The 15022-nt window shown below is 65.5% G+C and carries 13 protein-coding genes and 1 pseudogene; 6 read left to right on the top strand and 8 right to left on the bottom strand.

Annotated elements, in window-relative coordinates:
• The first annotated feature begins 75 nt into the window (after positions 1–75).
• From IN820_RS00660 to IN820_RS00650, 3 genes are all read left to right on the top strand, one after another.
• A complete protein-coding gene (locus IN820_RS00660; protein ID WP_193679122.1) occupies positions 76–1158 on the top strand; it encodes a CaiB/BaiF CoA transferase family protein in 1083 nt (360 codons plus the stop codon).
• Between the two features lie 499 nt (positions 1159–1657).
• Positions 1658–1921 carry a hypothetical protein gene (locus IN820_RS00655; RefSeq protein WP_193679121.1) on the top strand — a complete coding sequence of 88 codons (264 nt, stop codon included), beginning with the start codon at positions 1658–1660 and terminating at the stop codon, positions 1919–1921.
• Positions 1922–2139: 218 nt separating this feature from the next.
• Entirely contained in the window at positions 2140–2670 is a 531-nt protein-coding gene (locus IN820_RS00650) for a hypothetical protein (protein WP_193679120.1), read from the top strand.
• A gap of 201 nt (positions 2671–2871) precedes the next feature.
• On the opposite strand, the pseudogene IN820_RS00645 reads toward IN820_RS00650, so the two are convergent.
• From IN820_RS00645 to IN820_RS00620, 6 genes and pseudogenes are all read right to left on the bottom strand, one after another.
• Positions 2872–2982 (bottom strand): annotated as a pseudogene (locus IN820_RS00645) (acyl-CoA dehydrogenase family protein); the annotation flags it as partial.
• Positions 2983–3437: 455 nt separating this feature from the next.
• Positions 3438–4589, bottom strand: coding sequence for an acyl-CoA dehydrogenase family protein (locus IN820_RS00640; RefSeq protein WP_193679119.1), 1152 nt, complete (start codon positions 4587–4589; stop codon positions 3438–3440).
• Between the two features lie 38 nt (positions 4590–4627).
• On the bottom strand, positions 4628–5722 hold the full coding sequence (locus IN820_RS00635; RefSeq protein WP_193679118.1) for an enoyl-CoA hydratase/isomerase family protein: 1095 nt from the start codon (positions 5720–5722) through the stop codon (positions 4628–4630).
• 2 nt (positions 5723–5724) lie between these two features.
• The gene (gene mmsB / locus IN820_RS00630; protein ID WP_193679117.1) at positions 5725–6615 is read right to left on the bottom strand and encodes a 3-hydroxyisobutyrate dehydrogenase; all 891 of its coding nucleotides are present in this window, start codon (positions 6613–6615) and stop codon (positions 5725–5727) included.
• Positions 6616–6649: 34 nt separating this feature from the next.
• The gene (locus IN820_RS00625) at positions 6650–7423 is read right to left on the bottom strand and encodes an enoyl-CoA hydratase (RefSeq protein WP_193679116.1); all 774 of its coding nucleotides are present in this window, start codon (positions 7421–7423) and stop codon (positions 6650–6652) included.
• Positions 7424–7600: 177 nt separating this feature from the next.
• Positions 7601–9112: a CoA-acylating methylmalonate-semialdehyde dehydrogenase gene (locus IN820_RS00620; RefSeq protein WP_193679115.1), complete on the bottom strand. Its 1512-nt coding sequence runs from the start codon at positions 9110–9112 to the stop codon at positions 7601–7603.
• Between the two features lie 133 nt (positions 9113–9245).
• Here IN820_RS00620 and IN820_RS00615 point away from each other — a divergent pair, with 133 nt between their 5' ends.
• Entirely contained in the window at positions 9246–10139 is an 894-nt protein-coding gene (locus tag IN820_RS00615; RefSeq protein WP_193679114.1) for a LysR family transcriptional regulator, read from the top strand.
• A gap of 159 nt (positions 10140–10298) precedes the next feature.
• On the opposite strand, the gene IN820_RS00610 is transcribed toward IN820_RS00615, so the two are convergent.
• Entirely contained in the window at positions 10299–10667 is a 369-nt protein-coding gene (locus IN820_RS00610) for a YgaP family membrane protein (RefSeq protein ID WP_193679113.1), read from the bottom strand.
• Positions 10668–10966: 299 nt separating this feature from the next.
• On the bottom strand, positions 10967–11416 hold the full coding sequence (locus IN820_RS00605; protein ID WP_193679112.1) for a YybH family protein: 450 nt from the start codon (positions 11414–11416) through the stop codon (positions 10967–10969).
• A 472-nt stretch (positions 11417–11888) separates the two neighbouring features.
• On the opposite strand from IN820_RS00605, the gene IN820_RS00600 reads away from it, so the two are divergent.
• Both IN820_RS00600 and IN820_RS00595 read left to right on the top strand, forming a co-directional pair.
• A complete protein-coding gene (locus IN820_RS00600; RefSeq protein ID WP_193679111.1) occupies positions 11889–13802 on the top strand; it encodes an ATP-binding cassette domain-containing protein in 1914 nt (637 codons plus the stop codon).
• Positions 13803–13987: 185 nt separating this feature from the next.
• Positions 13988–14680, top strand: coding sequence for a DUF6901 family protein (locus tag IN820_RS00595; protein ID WP_193679110.1), 693 nt, complete (start codon positions 13988–13990; stop codon positions 14678–14680).
• The last annotated feature ends 342 nt before the right edge of the window (positions 14681–15022 follow it).

Raw genomic sequence — 15022 nt, 5'->3', positions numbered from 1 at the left:
GGAGAGGGGCTCATGTGCTCAACTGGCAGATAACTGAACAGCATTACGGCTGCGAGCAGGCCTGGGGGGAAATCGATGACGGAGCGTTGTGAATCCCGGCAGGGTCCCCTGCTGGGCCTGCGGGTGCTGGAATTCGCCGGAATTGGGCCGGGGCCGCATTGCGCGATGCTGCTGGCGGACATGGGCGCCGAGGTGCTGCGTATCGAGCGCGAAGGCGGCACCGGCTGGCCGAACCCGGTGGTCGATCGCGGACGCAAGACGCTGACGCTGGACATCCGCAGCGCGGCCGGTCGCGCGCGCTGCCTGGAGCTGGCGCAGGATGCCGATGTGCTGATCGAAGGCTTCCGCCCCGGGGTCATGGAACGGCTGGGGCTGGGGCCGGACGAACTGCTGGCGCGCAACCCCCGGCTGGTCTACGGGCGCATGACCGGCTGGGGCCAGAGCGGGCCGCTGGCGAAGGCGGCCGGGCACGACATCAACTACATCGCGCTGACCGGCGCGCTGGCGGCGATACGCGGCGAGAGCGGGCCGGCGGTGCCGCCGCTGAACCTGGTCGGGGATTTCGGTGGCGGCTCGCTATACCTGACCGTCGGCATTCTCGCGGCGCTGTGGGAGCGCGAACGCTCCGGCTGCGGCCAGGTGATCGATGCGGCGATCGTCGATGGCGTATCGTCGCTGATGAGCTTCTTCGCCGGCCTGCTGCCTGACGGCCGTATCGACCTGCAGCGCGAGCGCAACCTGCTGGGCGGCGCCGCGCCCAATTACCGCTGCTATCGCTGTGCCGATGGCCGCGAGATCGCCATCGGCCCGCTCGAACCGCAGTTCTGGCGCGAGCTGCTCGAACGCATCGATGCACCGGAAATACTCTGGCGCGGCTGTGCCGATTCGGCCGGGTGGCAAGAGCAGGGCAGGGTGCTGGCGCAGCTCTTCGCCAGCCGCACCCAGGCCGAGTGGTGTGCCTTGCTGGAAGGCAGCGATGCCTGTTTCGCCCCGGTGGTGCCGCTGGAGGAGGCGGCGGCGCATCCGCATCTGCGCCAGCGCGGCGTCTACCAGGAGCTCGACGGCCTGTTGCAGGTGGCGCCTGCGCCGCGCTTCTCGCGAACCCCCGGCAAGGCACGACGAACCTTGCGCGCCCAACCGGACGTCGGCTGGGATTGAATTCCCTGCAATGAACCGGAGGGCTCGGCGCAGCATGCGCAGGCTGGGGCGGGCGAACTGCCTGTGTAGGAGCCCGGGGGACGCCGAGTCCTTGCTGGCAATCATCGGCAATGGTGGCCGGGATCGCGGCAATGCATGGACAAACGAACTTCCAAGACAGCCCACTGGGCGCCCCCACCCAACCTACGACCTGAAAGCCAATCGCCGCACTTGATCGTATAAAAAGAATTATTAAACGAGCGGTCAGCTTATTCTGATACGGCAGCGGCAAGAACCCGTCGTGCGGGCGGTTTGTTCTTCATGCCGGATATTCGTATCCATTTGGACATGGGCTCGAACGAGCATTCCAGAATATGCTCCACCTATGTAGCAATCGCCTTTGGCCGTGTGCGGTAAGGCAAGTGAAATCGATGTCGTGCCCCTGTGAGGGGCGCTGTAACAGGCGATCTAGACGAGCCGCACGTCGGCTTGCATTGCGTGTTCACGCGAGCTGACTAACATGAAAGCAGTGGCTGCTTATTACAACAAAAACGGGGAGTCAAACGTCATGAATAATTATGCCGAAGATGTAGTAGCGCTCGAACTGTGCCGCTTTCTTGCTCACTGTGTCGCTGCGTTTGTTGTCGTTGGAATGTTGTTCATAGGACTCATCGGGTCGTGGATCGTGGCCCTTGAGGTTGGTGTCGTACCCCTGCTCGCTATTGCGGCCTGCGACCTCATCGCTCGACGGAAGGAAAATCCTGCGCAAACAGTGGATGCCTGACCTACCGGCGATCGAGCAAATCGCCTCGACGCAGTGAATGGTTTGGTAACCACGCAACCGGCGGCTTGGCAGCTTGAGGCATGCCAAGCCGCTTCGCGTTCTCGCCGTCCGAAATCCTGCCTTCGTCCATTGCGCCGCGTTCCTGCCCATTACCACCATCCCTCCTCGCTGCAGCTGAGCGGGTAACAGCACCGTGATCCCCGCAGGTGTTACCTCATGTGAACCCTGTAACGGCAGCTGGGGCGCGCGGTAACGTGGCGCGGCCTCTTCTTGCTGCGCTGGCGCTGGCTGAAAATCATAACCTATTGATATTTAAGGATTTTGAAAAGTTGGCACGCCGCCTGCTTTGTCATGCGCACAACAAAAACAAGAAAGCTGAACTCATAACAAAAACAACACGTAACGACTCCGACATAATAAAAATAATCGCGTGGAGGCGTAGCAAACTGATTCTTTTGGAGAAGATTGCCCGACAGGTCTCCTGTCGACCGGACCGAGAACGACAAAACTGCCTAAAGGCAGCGCCAGAACCGGTTGAGCCCGCAAGGGCAGTGGCAACATCAGCGACCAAAATAATCCGTTTGTTCTTCGAGTCCCGTATGGGACGGCTTGCGGGCCTCAAGCCCGGCCGGGTTGCGAACAAGAACAACAAGCCCGTCAGCAGAAAAAGAACAAAGCAACACGCCCTGAAGGGGAGCCTCGATGGCTCCCCTTTTTATTGGCTGCGGTCATCCGGTTCCGTCGAATAACCGACGAGACTGAGGTTGATTGGTGGGCTTCAGCCCACCGAGACCCGGGAGCCCTGCGATAGAAAGCCCATCTCAGAGCATGTAGGGTGGGCTTTAGCCCACCAACGTGGCCGCGAGGATGCGCCCCGCCTGCTACCAACAAGACAGCACTACGGCTGACCGCTGACCAGGCGGCGTCTCCCGCTCATGGCACCGATACCCCTAAAGTGGATAGTTCGCCAATTCGCGCGCGATGAGCAGCCGCTGGATCTCGCTGGAGCCTTCGTAGATCTGGGTGATCCGCGCATTGCGGTAGCAGCGCTCCACGGGGTAGTGCGTAGGTTGGGTTGAGCGCAGCGAAGCCCAACAGGCGTAGCATCAGGCCATGCCGCTGTGGAGACCGTCCGTTGGGCTGGCTGGCTCCCGGCTCCAGGGGCGTGTTGGGCTTCGTCGCTACGCTCCTCAACCCAACCTACGTGCTGAAGCGGATCGCCAGCCGGCCCACCCTACAAGGCGTCGAGCTTTCCCCGGACCGCCTGGTAACAGCTAACAAGGACATAGCCTTCTTATTTGTGGTGCAGCCTTTTCAGGCTTCAGGCTTCAGGCTTTTGGCAGCCCTGCGGCCTGCAATCGCCGCGAGGGCGCGCCTCCCACTGGTTCGGTGTGCACCGTCCGCTTTTGTGGGAGGCCCGCCCTCGGGGCGATGCTTTTCAAGCTTCAAGCTTCAAGCTTCAAGCTTCAAGCTTCAAGCTTCAAGCTTTCCGGCAGTCCGGCCCGCCCGCTCCCGGCTACAAGGAATAATTCGCCAGCTCGCGCGCGATGAGCAGCCGCTGGATCTCGCTGGAGCCTTCGTAGATCTGCGTGATCCGCGCGTCGCGGTAGTAGCGCTCCACCGGGTAGTCCTCCAGGTAGCCGTAGCCACCGTGGATCTGCACCGCCTGCGAGCAGACCTTCTCGGCCATCTCCGAGGCGAACAGCTTGGCCTGGGAGGCTTCCGAGAGGCAGGGCAGGCCGGCGCTCTTCAGGCGCGCGGCATGCAGGATCAGCAGCCGCGCGGCGTTGAGCTGGGTCTGCATGTCGGCGAGCATGTTGGCGATGCTCTGGTGTTCGGCGATCGGCTTGCCGAACTGCACGCGCTCGCGGGCATACAGCAGCGCCGCCTCGAACGCCGCGCGGGCGATGCCCAGCGCCTGGGCGCCGATGCCGATACGCCCACCTTCCAGGTTGGATAGCGCGATGGCCAACCCCTTGCCGCGCTCGCCGAGGAGGTTGGCGTGCGGCACGCGGCAATCGCTGAGCGTGACCGCGCAGGTATCCGAGGCGCGGATGCCCATCTTGTGCTCGCTGCGCTCCACCGCGAAACCGGGGGTATCGGTCGGCACCAGGAAGGCGGAAAGGCCCTTCTTGCCCAGCTCCGGATCGGTCACCGCGAAGACGATGGCCAGCTTCGCGCGCCGGGCATTGCTGCAGAACTGCTTGCTGCCGTTGAGCACCCAGTGGCCGTCCACGAGTTCGGCGCGGGTGCGCAGATTGTGCGCCTCGGAGCCGGCCTGTGGTTCGGTGAGGGCGAAGCAGCCGATGGCGCGGCCGCTGGCCAGTTCCGCCAGCCATTCGTCCTGCTGCGCCTGCGAGCCGTAGTTCAGCACCGGGCCGCAGCCGACCGAGTTGTGGATGCTCATCAGCGCGCCGGTGGCGCCGTCGCCGGCGGAGATCTCCTCCACCGCGAGGGCGTAGGCGACGTAGTCGATATAGCTGCCGCCCCAGCGTTCCGGAACGACCATGCCGAGCAGGCCGAGCTCGCCCATCTGCGCCACCAGGGCGTCGTCGATCCAGCCGGCCTTTTCCCAAGCCTGGGCGTGGGGCGCGATCTCGCGGCGGGCGAAGTCGCGCGCCATGTCGCGGATCATGCGTTGTTCTTCGCTGAGTTCGAGGTCATGCATTGCGCGGTCTCTTCTTGTTGTTCTGCTGCAAACGGGATTCAGGCCGTGGCACTGCGTCGGGCTTTGCCGGCAGCCGCCTTGAAGCCGGCGAAGAACGCCTGCACGCGTTCCGAGCTGACTTCCGCCAGCGTCGGCGGGTCCCAGCGTGGCGACTTGTCCTTGTCGATGATCAGCGCGCGCACGCCTTCCATGATGTCGCCCCTGGCGAACCACTGCCGGTCCAGGTGCAGCTCCAGCGCGAAACACTCGGCCAGCGGCAACTCGCGCCCGCGGCGCAGCATCTCCAGGGTCACGCACATCGCCAGCGGCGAGCGGCTGTCCAGTACCTTGAGGGTTTCCTCGGCCCAGTCGACGAACTCGGCGCGGGTCTCGGCCGCCAGCGAGGCGCGGATGGCCGGTACGTCGGGCTTGGCGAAATGCGCGTCGATGGCCTGGTGCAACGCCTTGAGCTCCGAGCCGGGCAGTTTGTTGGTGCCCAGGGTCGCCACCAGCGTGCGCAACGCCTCCTGTGGGTGGATCGTCCAGCTCATATGGTCGAGGCAGCGGTCCAGTTCGGCGATCTGGTCATGGGCGACGCACCAGTCGGCCAGGCCGGTGAAGAGCGCATCGGCCGCGCGGATCTGCTGGCCCGTCACGCCCATCCAGGTGCCCAGTTCGCCCGGCAGGCGCGAGAGGAAATAACTGCCGCCGACATCCGGGAAATAGCCGATGCCGACCTCCGGCATGCCCATGCGCACGCGTTCGGTCACTACCCGCAGCGACGCGCCCTGGACCAGGCCCATGCCGCCGCCGAGGACGAAGCCGTCCATCAGCGCCAGCAATGGCTTGGGGTAGGCGTGGATGTACTGGTCGAGGGCGTATTCCTCCTCGAAGAAGCTTTCGTGCTCGCTGTCGCCGCGCTTGAAGCTGTCGTACAGCGAACGGATGTCACCGCCGGCGCAGAAGGCCTTCTCGCCATTGGCGCGCAGCACCACGGCGTGGATCTGCGGGTCGGCCGCCCAGGCACTCAGTTGCTGCTGCAGCAGGCGGACCATTTCCAGGGTGACGGCATTGAGCCCGGCCGGGCGATTGAGCGTGAGGTGGCCGACGTGGTTGCGCACGGCCGCCAGCACGGGGCGTTCGGTTGCAGTCATGGTCAGGTGTCCTTGCGGTACTGATTGATGATCGCGGAGAAATCCAGGCCGCCGTTACCCTGGGCACTGAAGGCCTGGTAAAGCTGCTGGGCGAGGGCGCCGAGGATCACCGGCTGGCGCACCTGTTTCGCCGCCTCGGTGGCCAGGCCCAGGTCCTTGAGCATCAGGTCGCTGCCGAAACCGCCCGAATAGCCGCGCGAGGCGGGTGCGTTGTCCAGCACGCCGGGGAAGGGGTTGTAGGTGTCCGAACTCCAGCAGCGGCCGCTGGAGGTGTTGATCACGCCGGCCAGCGTCTTGGCGTCCATGCCCAGCGCGACGCCCAGGGCCATGGCTTCGGCGACGCCGATCATGGAGATGCCCAGCAGCATGTTGTTGGCGACCTTCGCCACCTGGCCGTTGCCGGCGTCGCCGCAGTGGATGATGTTCTTGCCCATGGCGGCGAGGATCGGCTGCGCACGGTCGAAGTCGGCTGCGCTGCCGCCGACCATGAAGGTCAGCGTGCCGGCCGCGGCGCCGCCGGTGCCGCCGGAAACCGGCGCATCGAGCATCGGGTTGCCGTGCGCGGCGGCGGCCGTGGCGACTTCGCGGGCGCTGTGCGGGTCGATGGTGGAGCAGTCGATCAGCATCACACCTGCGCGGCTGCTGGCGACCAAACCGTTCTCGCCTAGATACACGCTCTTCACATGAGCGGCGGCCGGCAGCATGGTGATGATCAGTTCGGCGTTGCCCTGGGCAATGGCGGTGGGCGAGTCGACCGGCAGCGCGCCGGCTGCGACCAGGCCATCGACAGCCGTGGCGTTGAGGTCGAAGACGCTGAGCGGGTGGCCTGCCTTGAGCAGGTTGTGGGCCATGGGTGCACCCATGTTGCCGAGGCCGATAAAACCGATATGCATGGCGTTTTCCTCTTGTTGTTATGGCCAGACGCGGCTAGCGATTGGTGAACTCAGGCTTGCGCTTCTCGCTGAACGCCGCCATGCCTTCCTTCTGGTCGGCGGTGGCGAACACGGCGTGGAACACCCGGCGTTCGAAGCGGATGCCTTCGGCCAGCGTGGTTTCGAAGGCGCGGTTGACGCTTTCCTTGATCATCATGGTCGCCGGCAGGGATTTCTCGGCGATCGTCCGGGCGGCCTTGAGGGTTTCCTCCAGCAGGCTCTCCTGCGGGAAGATGCGCGCCACCAGGCCGGCGCGCTCGGCTTCCTCGGCATCCATCTGGCGGCCGGTCAGGCACAGGTCCATGGCCTTGGCCTTGCCTACGGCGCGGGTCAGGCGCTGGGTGCCGCCGATGCCCGGCAGCACGCCGAGGTTGACCTCCGGCTGGCCGAAGCGGGCGTTGTCGGCGGCGAAGATCATGTCGCACAGCAGCGCCAGTTCGCAGCCGCCGCCCAGTGCATAGCCGGCCACCGCGGCGATCAGTGGCTTGCGGCGCGCGGCGATGCGATCGGCTTCGGCGAAGAAGTCGTCGAGGTAGATCTGCGGGTAGCTCAGCTCGGCCATTTCCTTGATGTCGGCACCGGCGGCGAAGGCCTTGGCCGAACCGGTCAGGACCACGCAGCCGATCCGCGGATCGGCCTCGAGCTGGCCCAGCGCCTGGTTCAGCTCGCTGATCAGCTGGGCATTGAGCGCATTCAACGCCTGCGGGCGGTTGAGGGTGATCAGTGCGACGCGCTCCTGGATGTCGACGAGCAGGGTTTCGAATTGCATTGGGTTTCCTCGCAAAGCAGGCAGTCCGATAATGCCAGTCAGATAAGCGTGGAGCATCGTAGGAGCGCGCCATGCGCGCGAATCGCGGGCACGGCCCGCTCCTACATTTGCCCCTGCAATCCAGCTTGCAGGTCGTCTGCATCAGGCAGGCCGGTCCTTTCAGGGCCGGCCTGATCGTCATTTCAGATTGATGGTGGTGTTGACCGGGCCGCCCACTTCGTTCTCGTCGAACCAGCGTTCGGTGATGGTCTTGGTCTGGGTATAGAACTGCACCACCTGCTTGCCGTAGGGGCCGAGGTCGCCGAGCTTGGAGGCGCGCGAGCCGGTGAAGGAGAACATCGGCACCGGCACCGGGATCGGCACGTTGATGCCCACCTGGCCGACGTCGATTTCTTCCTGGAAATGCCGCGCCGCCGCGCCGGAGCGGGTGAAGAGGGCGGTGCCGTTGCCGTTGGGGTTGGCATTGATCAGGGCGATGGCGTCGTCCAGGGTCGCGGCCGTCATGATGCAGAGCACCGGGCCGAAGATTTCCTCGCGGTAGATGCTCATCTCGGGGGTGACGCCGGAGAACAGGGTCGGGCCGACGAAGTTGCCGTTCTCGTAGCCGGCGACGCTCGGATTGCGACCGTCCAGCTCCAGCCTGGCGCCTTCCTGCACGCCGCGTTCGATCAGGCCGCTGACGCGGTCCAGCGCGGCGCAGGAGACCAGCGGGCCGACATCGGTGCCGGCCTCGACGCCGGCGTTGACCTTGAGCGTCTGGGCCTTGGCCACCAGGTCCGGAATCCAGGCCTGCGCCTCGCCCACCAGGATCACCACCGACAGCGCCATGCAGCGCTGGCCGGCCGCGCCGAAAGCGGCGCCGGCGAGGTTGTTGAGGGTCTGCTCCTTGTGCGCATCGGGCAGCACGATGGCGTGGTTCTTCGCGCCCATCATGCACTGCACACGCTTGCCGGCCTGGGAGGCGCGGTTGTAGACGTGGGTGCCGACCCGGGTCGAGCCGACGAAGGACACCGCCTTGATGTCCGGATGGTCGCAGATGGCGTTCACCGCATCGGCGCCGCCGTGCACCACGTTGAGCACGCCCGGCGGCACGCCGGCTTCCAGCGCCAGTTCGGCCAGGCGCATGGTGACCATCGGGTCCTGCTCGGACGGCTTGAGCACGAAGGTGTTGCCGGTGGCGATGGCCATCGGGAACATCCACAGCGGGATCATCGCCGGGAAGTTGAACGGGGTGATGCCGGCACAGACGCCCAGCGGCTGCAGCAGGGTATAGGTATCGACGCCGCTGGCGACGTTGTTGGCCAGCTCGCCGAGCTGCAGGTTGCCGATGCCGGCGGCATGCTCGACCACCTCCAGGCCGCGGAACACGTCGCCTTCGGCGTCGGCCAGGGTCTTGCCCTGCTCGGCGGTGAGGATCGCCGCCAGCTCCTTCATGTTCTCGCGGATCAACTGCTGGTACTTGAGGAAGACGCGTGAGCGGGCACCGATCGGCGTCTTGCGCCAGGTCCTGAAGGCGTCCTTGGCATTGGCCACGGCGCGGTCGATTTCATCGGCGGTGGCGAACGGCACCCGCGCCAGGACTTCCTGGGTTGCCGGGTTGACGATGTCGCGCCATTGTTCGGTGGTGGATTCGACGAATTCGCCGCCGATCAGCAGCTTGACAGTGGGGATGGAAGGGGAAGTGGTCATGTCGCTCTCCGGGTCACTTGTTGTTATTGGCTCGCGGACGGTGTGGATTGATCGTAGCAATGCAAAAAATCACATTACAATGCGGTCGACGGCAGAAGCGATCTGCAAAAACGCACAGCCAAAGGACCGAACCATGGACTGGGACAATCTGCGTTACTTCCTCGAGGTGGCAAGGGCGGGGCGCCTGACCACCGCGGCGCGCCGTCTGGCGGTCGACCACACCACGGTGTCGCGGCGGCTGCAGGCGCTGGAAAAGAGCATGGGCATGCAGCTGTTCCTGCGCGAGCCGGGCGGCTACAAGCTCACCGAGGCCGGGCGCAACCTGCTGCCGCGAGTGGAGGCAATGGAAAGCGCCAGCGTGGCGATCGAGCATTCCCTGCCGAGCATGGGCGACAGCCTGTCCGGGCAAGTGCGCATCGGCGCCACCGAAGGCTACGGCACGGTGATGCTGGCCGGTCAGCTCACCGGGCTCAGCCGGCGCTACCCGCACCTGAACATCGACCTGCTGGCGCTGCCGCGCGCGGTGCGCCTGTCGCGCCACGAGGCGGATATCGTCATCACCCTGGAACGTCCGGAACGCGGGCCGTTCATCATCACCCGGCTCACCGACTACGTGTTGCGCCTGTATGCGGCGCCGGCCTACCTGGCCGAGCACGCGCCGATCCGCAATCGCGAAGACCTCGCCGCGCATCGCTTCGTCAGTTACGTCGACGACCTGCTGTTCAGCAAGGAGCTGCTGTTTCTCGACGGCATCGCCGATGCGCGCGCCATCGGCCTGCGCAGCACCAGTCTGCTGGCCCAGCAGGAGGCGGTGGCGATGGGGGCAGGCATCGCGATTCTTCCGGCCTTCTCGGCCGATGCCGACCCGCGCCTGCAATTGCTGTTGCCCGACGAAGTCAGCTTCACCCGCACCTTCTGGATGCTGATGCCCATCGAGTTCAAGGACCTGGCGCGCATGCGCACCACCTGGGACTTTCTCAAGGAGATGGCGCAGCAGAACCAGGGGCGGCTGATGGGGCAGGGTTGATTGGGCAGGCCTTTCGGCCTGCATCGCCGCGAGGGCGCGCCTCCTACGGGTTCCGGCAGGGCTCGCTGCTTTTCGTGGGAGGCCCGACCCCGGGGCGATGCTTTTGAGCTTCAAGCTCCAAGCTCCAAGCTCCAAGCTTCAGGCTTCAGGCTTCAGGCTTCAGGCTTCAGGCTTCAGGCTGCCGCGCGGTGTCGGGTGGGTTTCATGGCCCATCGGCGTGGTGTCGGGCAGCTCTACGCCGGCGTCGGCGAAGTCCGGGCTGTGCACCTCCGAATCCAGCGGCATATGGCTGTAGCGCTGGCTCGGCGGCGCCGGCTTGGTCTCCATCTCGGTCAGCATGCGCTTGGCCTCGCAGCGCCCGCTGATGCCGCGCGCGAGCGCCATGCCGCCCATCGCCAGTTCCGCCAGGCCGAACAGACCGCCACGGCGCAACCCCTTGCCGATCATTACCAGGCCACCCGCCAGCGAGGCGGCGCGCTCCCAGCCATGGACGTTCTGTGGGGCCGTCTTGTCGAAAAGTCGATTCATGGATAGTCATCCTCGGTGGGGGCAGGGGCGTTCCGGGTGCGCTGTGCACATCCTTCTTCGCGCAGCATTCGCTGCGTGGGACGCACGCTACAAAAGCGATGTTCTAATGACTGCCCGAGCCGGAGAGCGTTCCGATGGCGGCCGGATGACCCAGCCTTGCTGGCAAGGGAAGTCGGTTCGCGCGAGCCAACGGCGGTGATCGTCGACTATCCCAGGAAGAAACAGCGCTGACAGCCGCCTCGATGCGGCGCGGGCCGTGATCGGCGCATGCACGGTCAACCGGCGCCGCTGTGAACAGGCTATCGATAGCCGCTGGGCTGCATGTTGCGAATCGCCGTGATCTTCCACTGGCCATCCTCGCGCACCACCACGAAAGTGCTCCACATACGGCGCAGCGTGCCGTCGGCGTTGGGCAATTCGTAGCGAGCGTCGGCAATGGCGCTGTCGGTGTCGATCAGCCGGACGGTTTCCACGGTGAGGGTGCGCTCGCCCGGGTTTTGCGTGGAACTGCGCTGCATGCCGCCGAGAGCGCCTTCGATGCCATGGCGCCATTCGCCGGAGGACACCAGCTGGTCGACGTCATCGGTGAGCAGTGCGCGAATGGCCGTGGCGTCCTGCGCCGTGCGTGCCTGCTGGTAACGATCCACCAGGGCGGTGATGGCCTGGGCATCGCTCGCGGAGGTCGACGGTTGGGCGAAGGCGATGGCGGGCAAGGCGTTCAGGAGCATGAAACCAATGAGTCTGTGCATCGTCGGGCTTCCCAGGGGTAGACGCGGGTTGCTGTCGGCGCCGAGCATGGCACTCCCGTCCTTTGCTGCGCCTGCCCCGGGACCATCTCTTTGCGAAGCGGGCGCCAGGGGCTGATCACGCCAGCTTCGGCCGGTTCGGTTCGTGTGTCGGCGACTGCCGTAAAGAACCTAGTGCCGATCGGCGTAGCCTGCAACGCGCCCCTGTCATCCCGGCCCGCTCAATTGTTTCAATGAGCGTCGAGCGGTCACGGGCATTCGCCTGGAGCCCGCGACGCCTCTCTCACCGAACCTTGGGGGCGCCGTCTTGCCGGAAGAGCATAGCCTTGCGGTGCCGGTTATGGCGCGGGTGCCCGAGGTCCGCTCTGGTGCGAGCATGGCCGAGCGTCATCGCACGTGCTCGGTGAGCGTCGATGGCGGCCGGGTTGCCGGGCGTCTTCTGCTAGAATGCGCGCCCTGTTTTCCGGAGGTAGCCATGACCCTGCTCAAGTTCACCGATGTGTCCCTCGCCTACGGCACCACGCCGTTGCTGGATGGAGTGTCCTGGCAGATCGCGCGGGGCGAGCGGGTCTGCATCATCGGCCGCAACGGCACCGGCAAGTCCAGCATGCTGCGGCTGGTCAAGGGCGACCGGGCCGCCGATGACGGCGAGATCTGGCGCGCGCCGGGGCTGAAGATCGGCGAGCTGCCGCAGGAACTGCCGCGTGCCGACGATCGCACCGTGTTCGACGTGGTGGCCGAGGGGCTGGCCGGGGTTGGCGAGCTGCTCGCCGAGTACCACCACCTGAGCCAGAACATCCAGGACGAAGCCGATCTGGACAAGCTGATGCACGTGCAGCAGGCCCTCGAAGCGAAGGACGGCTGGCGCCTGCAGCAACTGGTGGACAGCACCCTGAGCCGCCTGCAGCTTCCCGCCGATCGCACCCTGGCCGAACTGTCCGGCGGCTGGCGCCGGCGCGTGCTGCTGGCCCAGGCGCTGGTGTCCGAGCCCGATCTGCTGCTGCTCGACGAGCCCACCAACCATCTGGACATCGGCGCCATCGCCTGGCTGGAAGAGGCGCTGACCGGCTTCAACGGCGCCGTGCTGTTCATCACCCACGACCGGGCCTTCCTGCAGAACCTGGCGACGCGCATTCTCGAACTGGATCGCGGCCATCTGATCGACTGGAACGGCGACTACGCGAGCTTCCTGGTGCACAAGGAGCAGCAACTGGCCGCGGAAGAAACCGCCAACGCGCTGTTCGACAAGAAGCTGGCCCAGGAAGAAGTGTGGATCCGCCAGGGCATCAAGGCCCGGCGTACCCGCAACGAAGGCCGCGTGCGCGCGCTGAAGGCGCTGCGCGCCGAGCGCAGCGAGCGCCGTGAGCGGCAGGGCAAGGCCAGCTTCCAGGTGGAGGTGGCGGAGAAGTCCGGCAAGCAGGTCATCGTCGCCGAGCACGTGAGCTTCGCCCATCCCGGTGGCGAGCCGCTGATCCGCGACTTCTCCATGGTGATCCAGCGTGGCGATCGTATCGGCCTGCTGGGCGCCAACGGTACCGGCAAGACCACGCTGCTCAAGCTGCTGCTGGGCGAGCTGCAGCCCAGCAGCGGCGTCATCGAGGCCGGGACCAAACTCGAAGTGGCGTATTTCGACCAATTGCGTCACCAGCTGGAGCTGGAGAAGACCGTGGTCGACAACCTCGCCGAGGGTCGCGAATTCATCACCATCGATGGCCAGAACCGCCACGTGCTGAGCTATCTCGGCGACTTCCTGTTCAGCCCGCAACGGGCGCGCACACCGGTCAAGGCGCTATCCGGGGGCGAGCGGGCACGGCTCTTGCTCGCCAAGCTGTTCAGCAAGCCGGCCAACCTGCTGGTGCTCGACGAACCGACCAACGATCTCGATGTGGAGACGCTGGAGCTGCTGGAGGAAGTGCTGCTCGGCTTCCAGGGCACGGTGCTGATGGTGAGCCACGACCGGGCCTTCCTCGACAACGTGGTCACCAGCACGCTGGTGTTCCAGGGCAACGGCGTGGTGCGCGAGTACGTCGGCGGTTATCAGGACTGGCTGCGTCAGGGCGGTTCGCCGCGGTTGCTGGGCGTGGCCGAAACCGTGGCCGAGGCCAAGGGGGCCAAGGCCAGCGCGCAGGCGGCGCCCGTGGCGCCGGCAGCAGTCGAGGCCGCGCCGGCGAAGAAGAAGCTCAGCTACAAGCTGCAGCGTGAACTGGAAGCGCTGCCGGGCAGGATCGATGAGGCGGAAAAGCGCATCGAGGCGCTGCAGGCGGAAATCTCGCAGCCGGCGTTCTACCAGCAGCCGGCCGAGCTCACCGGCGCGACCCTGGCACGCCTGGAGGCCTTGCAGCAGGAGCTGGACGGGCTGTTGGAGCGCTGGGCGGAATTGGAGGAATAGGCGGCACTCCGGCCGCCGCCGGGCAGATGCGAGCACAATGAACGAACTGACCCCGATGTCGTACGAGGTCGGCGCTGCAGTCGATGAGAAGGCGCACGGCGAAGCCTTATGAGCTGGATCAATGCCATGCGGGGTGGCGCGTAGTTAAGTACCGACATCGGATCTGAAGTCATGATGGAGCGTTAATGGCTATTGAATATCGCATCACCCTGGACGATGAACATGACTTCAGCTACCGGATCGAGCTGGACCGCGGATACGATCGAGAGGTGGCCGCGCAGGCGCCGAAATGGACCCGGCTCGAGCACCAGCGCTGCACCAACTGCCCCTTGAGCAAGGACGAATTCAGTCACTGTCCGGCCGCGGTGGACCTGCATCGGGTCATCGAGGATTTCCAGGGACTGCCGGCGATCCAGAAGGCGCTGGTCTGGGTGCGCACGCCCGAACGCGAATACACCAAGCTGGTCGGGCTGGACGAAGGGCTGCGCGCACTGCTGGGGGTGATCATGGCCACCAGCGCCTGTCCCATCCTGGCCCGGCTGAAGCCCATGGCGCAACAGCACCTGCCCTTCGCCAGCAACCACGAATTCGTCCTGCGCGCGGTCTCGCTGTACCTGGCCCGGCAGTATTTCAACCTGCGCGAAGGCCGGCATGCCGACTGGGAACTCCGCGGCCTGGTGCGTTCCTTCCAGCAGTTGCAACTGGTCAACCAGGCGTTCTGGCAGCGCATCCATGACACCTGCCACGGCGACTCCAACCTCAAGGCCTTCCTCACCTTCTTTTCCATGGCATCGAGCCTGACCTACTCGCTGGAGACCCAGCTGCAGAAGATCCGGCCGCTGGTCATGAGCGCGGGCGAGGGCGTCGAAACCGCCTAGGCGCTGGAAGCCTGAAGCCCAGGAGCATCGCCCCGGGGGGCGGACCTCCCACAAGAGCGGCTGACCCCCGCGAAACCCTGTGGGCAAGCCCGGCCCTGTTGGTGGGCTGATGCCCACCCTACGCCCTGGAGACTTACAGCTATGCCTCCGTTAGGTGTTGCAGGGGGCTTGGGTAGGTTGGTGCTGAGCGCAGTGAAGCCCAACGGGGATCGGCACGAACGTGTTGGGCTTCGTCGCTTCGCTCCTTAACCCAACCTACGCTCCTCAGGCTGTGCGCCCTGACCCAACCCACGCTGCCTCCGTTAGGTGTTGCAGGGGGCTTGGGTAGGTTGGTGCTGAGCG

Origin of the sequence: Pseudomonas lopnurensis, from assembly GCF_015070855.1 — a bacterium.
Lineage (GTDB): Bacteria > Pseudomonadota > Gammaproteobacteria > Pseudomonadales > Pseudomonadaceae > Stutzerimonas > Stutzerimonas lopnurensis.
This window is presented reverse-complemented; position numbering and strand designations above follow the sequence as displayed.

Excerpts from the sequence above, each read along its gene's own strand:
- IN820_RS00660 (WP_193679122.1), top strand. The coding sequence starts at position 76 with ATGACGGAGCGTTGTGAATCCCGGCAGGGTCCCCTGCTGGGCCTGCGG.
- IN820_RS00655 (WP_193679121.1), top strand. The coding sequence starts at position 1,658 with ATGAAAGCAGTGGCTGCTTATTACAACAAAAACGGGGAGTCAAACGTC.
- IN820_RS00640 (WP_193679119.1), bottom strand. The coding sequence starts at position 4,589 with ATGCATGACCTCGAACTCAGCGAAGAACAACGCATGATCCGCGACATG.
- IN820_RS00635 (WP_193679118.1), bottom strand. The coding sequence starts at position 5,722 with ATGACTGCAACCGAACGCCCCGTGCTGGCGGCCGTGCGCAACCACGTC.
- mmsB (WP_193679117.1), bottom strand. The coding sequence starts at position 6,615 with ATGCATATCGGTTTTATCGGCCTCGGCAACATGGGTGCACCCATGGCC.
- IN820_RS00625 (WP_193679116.1), bottom strand. The coding sequence starts at position 7,423 with ATGCAATTCGAAACCCTGCTCGTCGACATCCAGGAGCGCGTCGCACTG.
- IN820_RS00620 (WP_193679115.1), bottom strand. The coding sequence starts at position 9,112 with ATGACCACTTCCCCTTCCATCCCCACTGTCAAGCTGCTGATCGGCGGC.
- IN820_RS00615 (WP_193679114.1), top strand. The coding sequence starts at position 9,246 with ATGGACTGGGACAATCTGCGTTACTTCCTCGAGGTGGCAAGGGCGGGG.
- IN820_RS00610 (WP_193679113.1), bottom strand. The coding sequence starts at position 10,667 with ATGAATCGACTTTTCGACAAGACGGCCCCACAGAACGTCCATGGCTGG.
- IN820_RS00605 (WP_193679112.1), bottom strand. The coding sequence starts at position 11,416 with ATGCACAGACTCATTGGTTTCATGCTCCTGAACGCCTTGCCCGCCATC.
- IN820_RS00600 (WP_193679111.1), top strand. The coding sequence starts at position 11,889 with ATGACCCTGCTCAAGTTCACCGATGTGTCCCTCGCCTACGGCACCACG.
- IN820_RS00595 (WP_193679110.1), top strand. The coding sequence starts at position 13,988 with ATGGCTATTGAATATCGCATCACCCTGGACGATGAACATGACTTCAGC.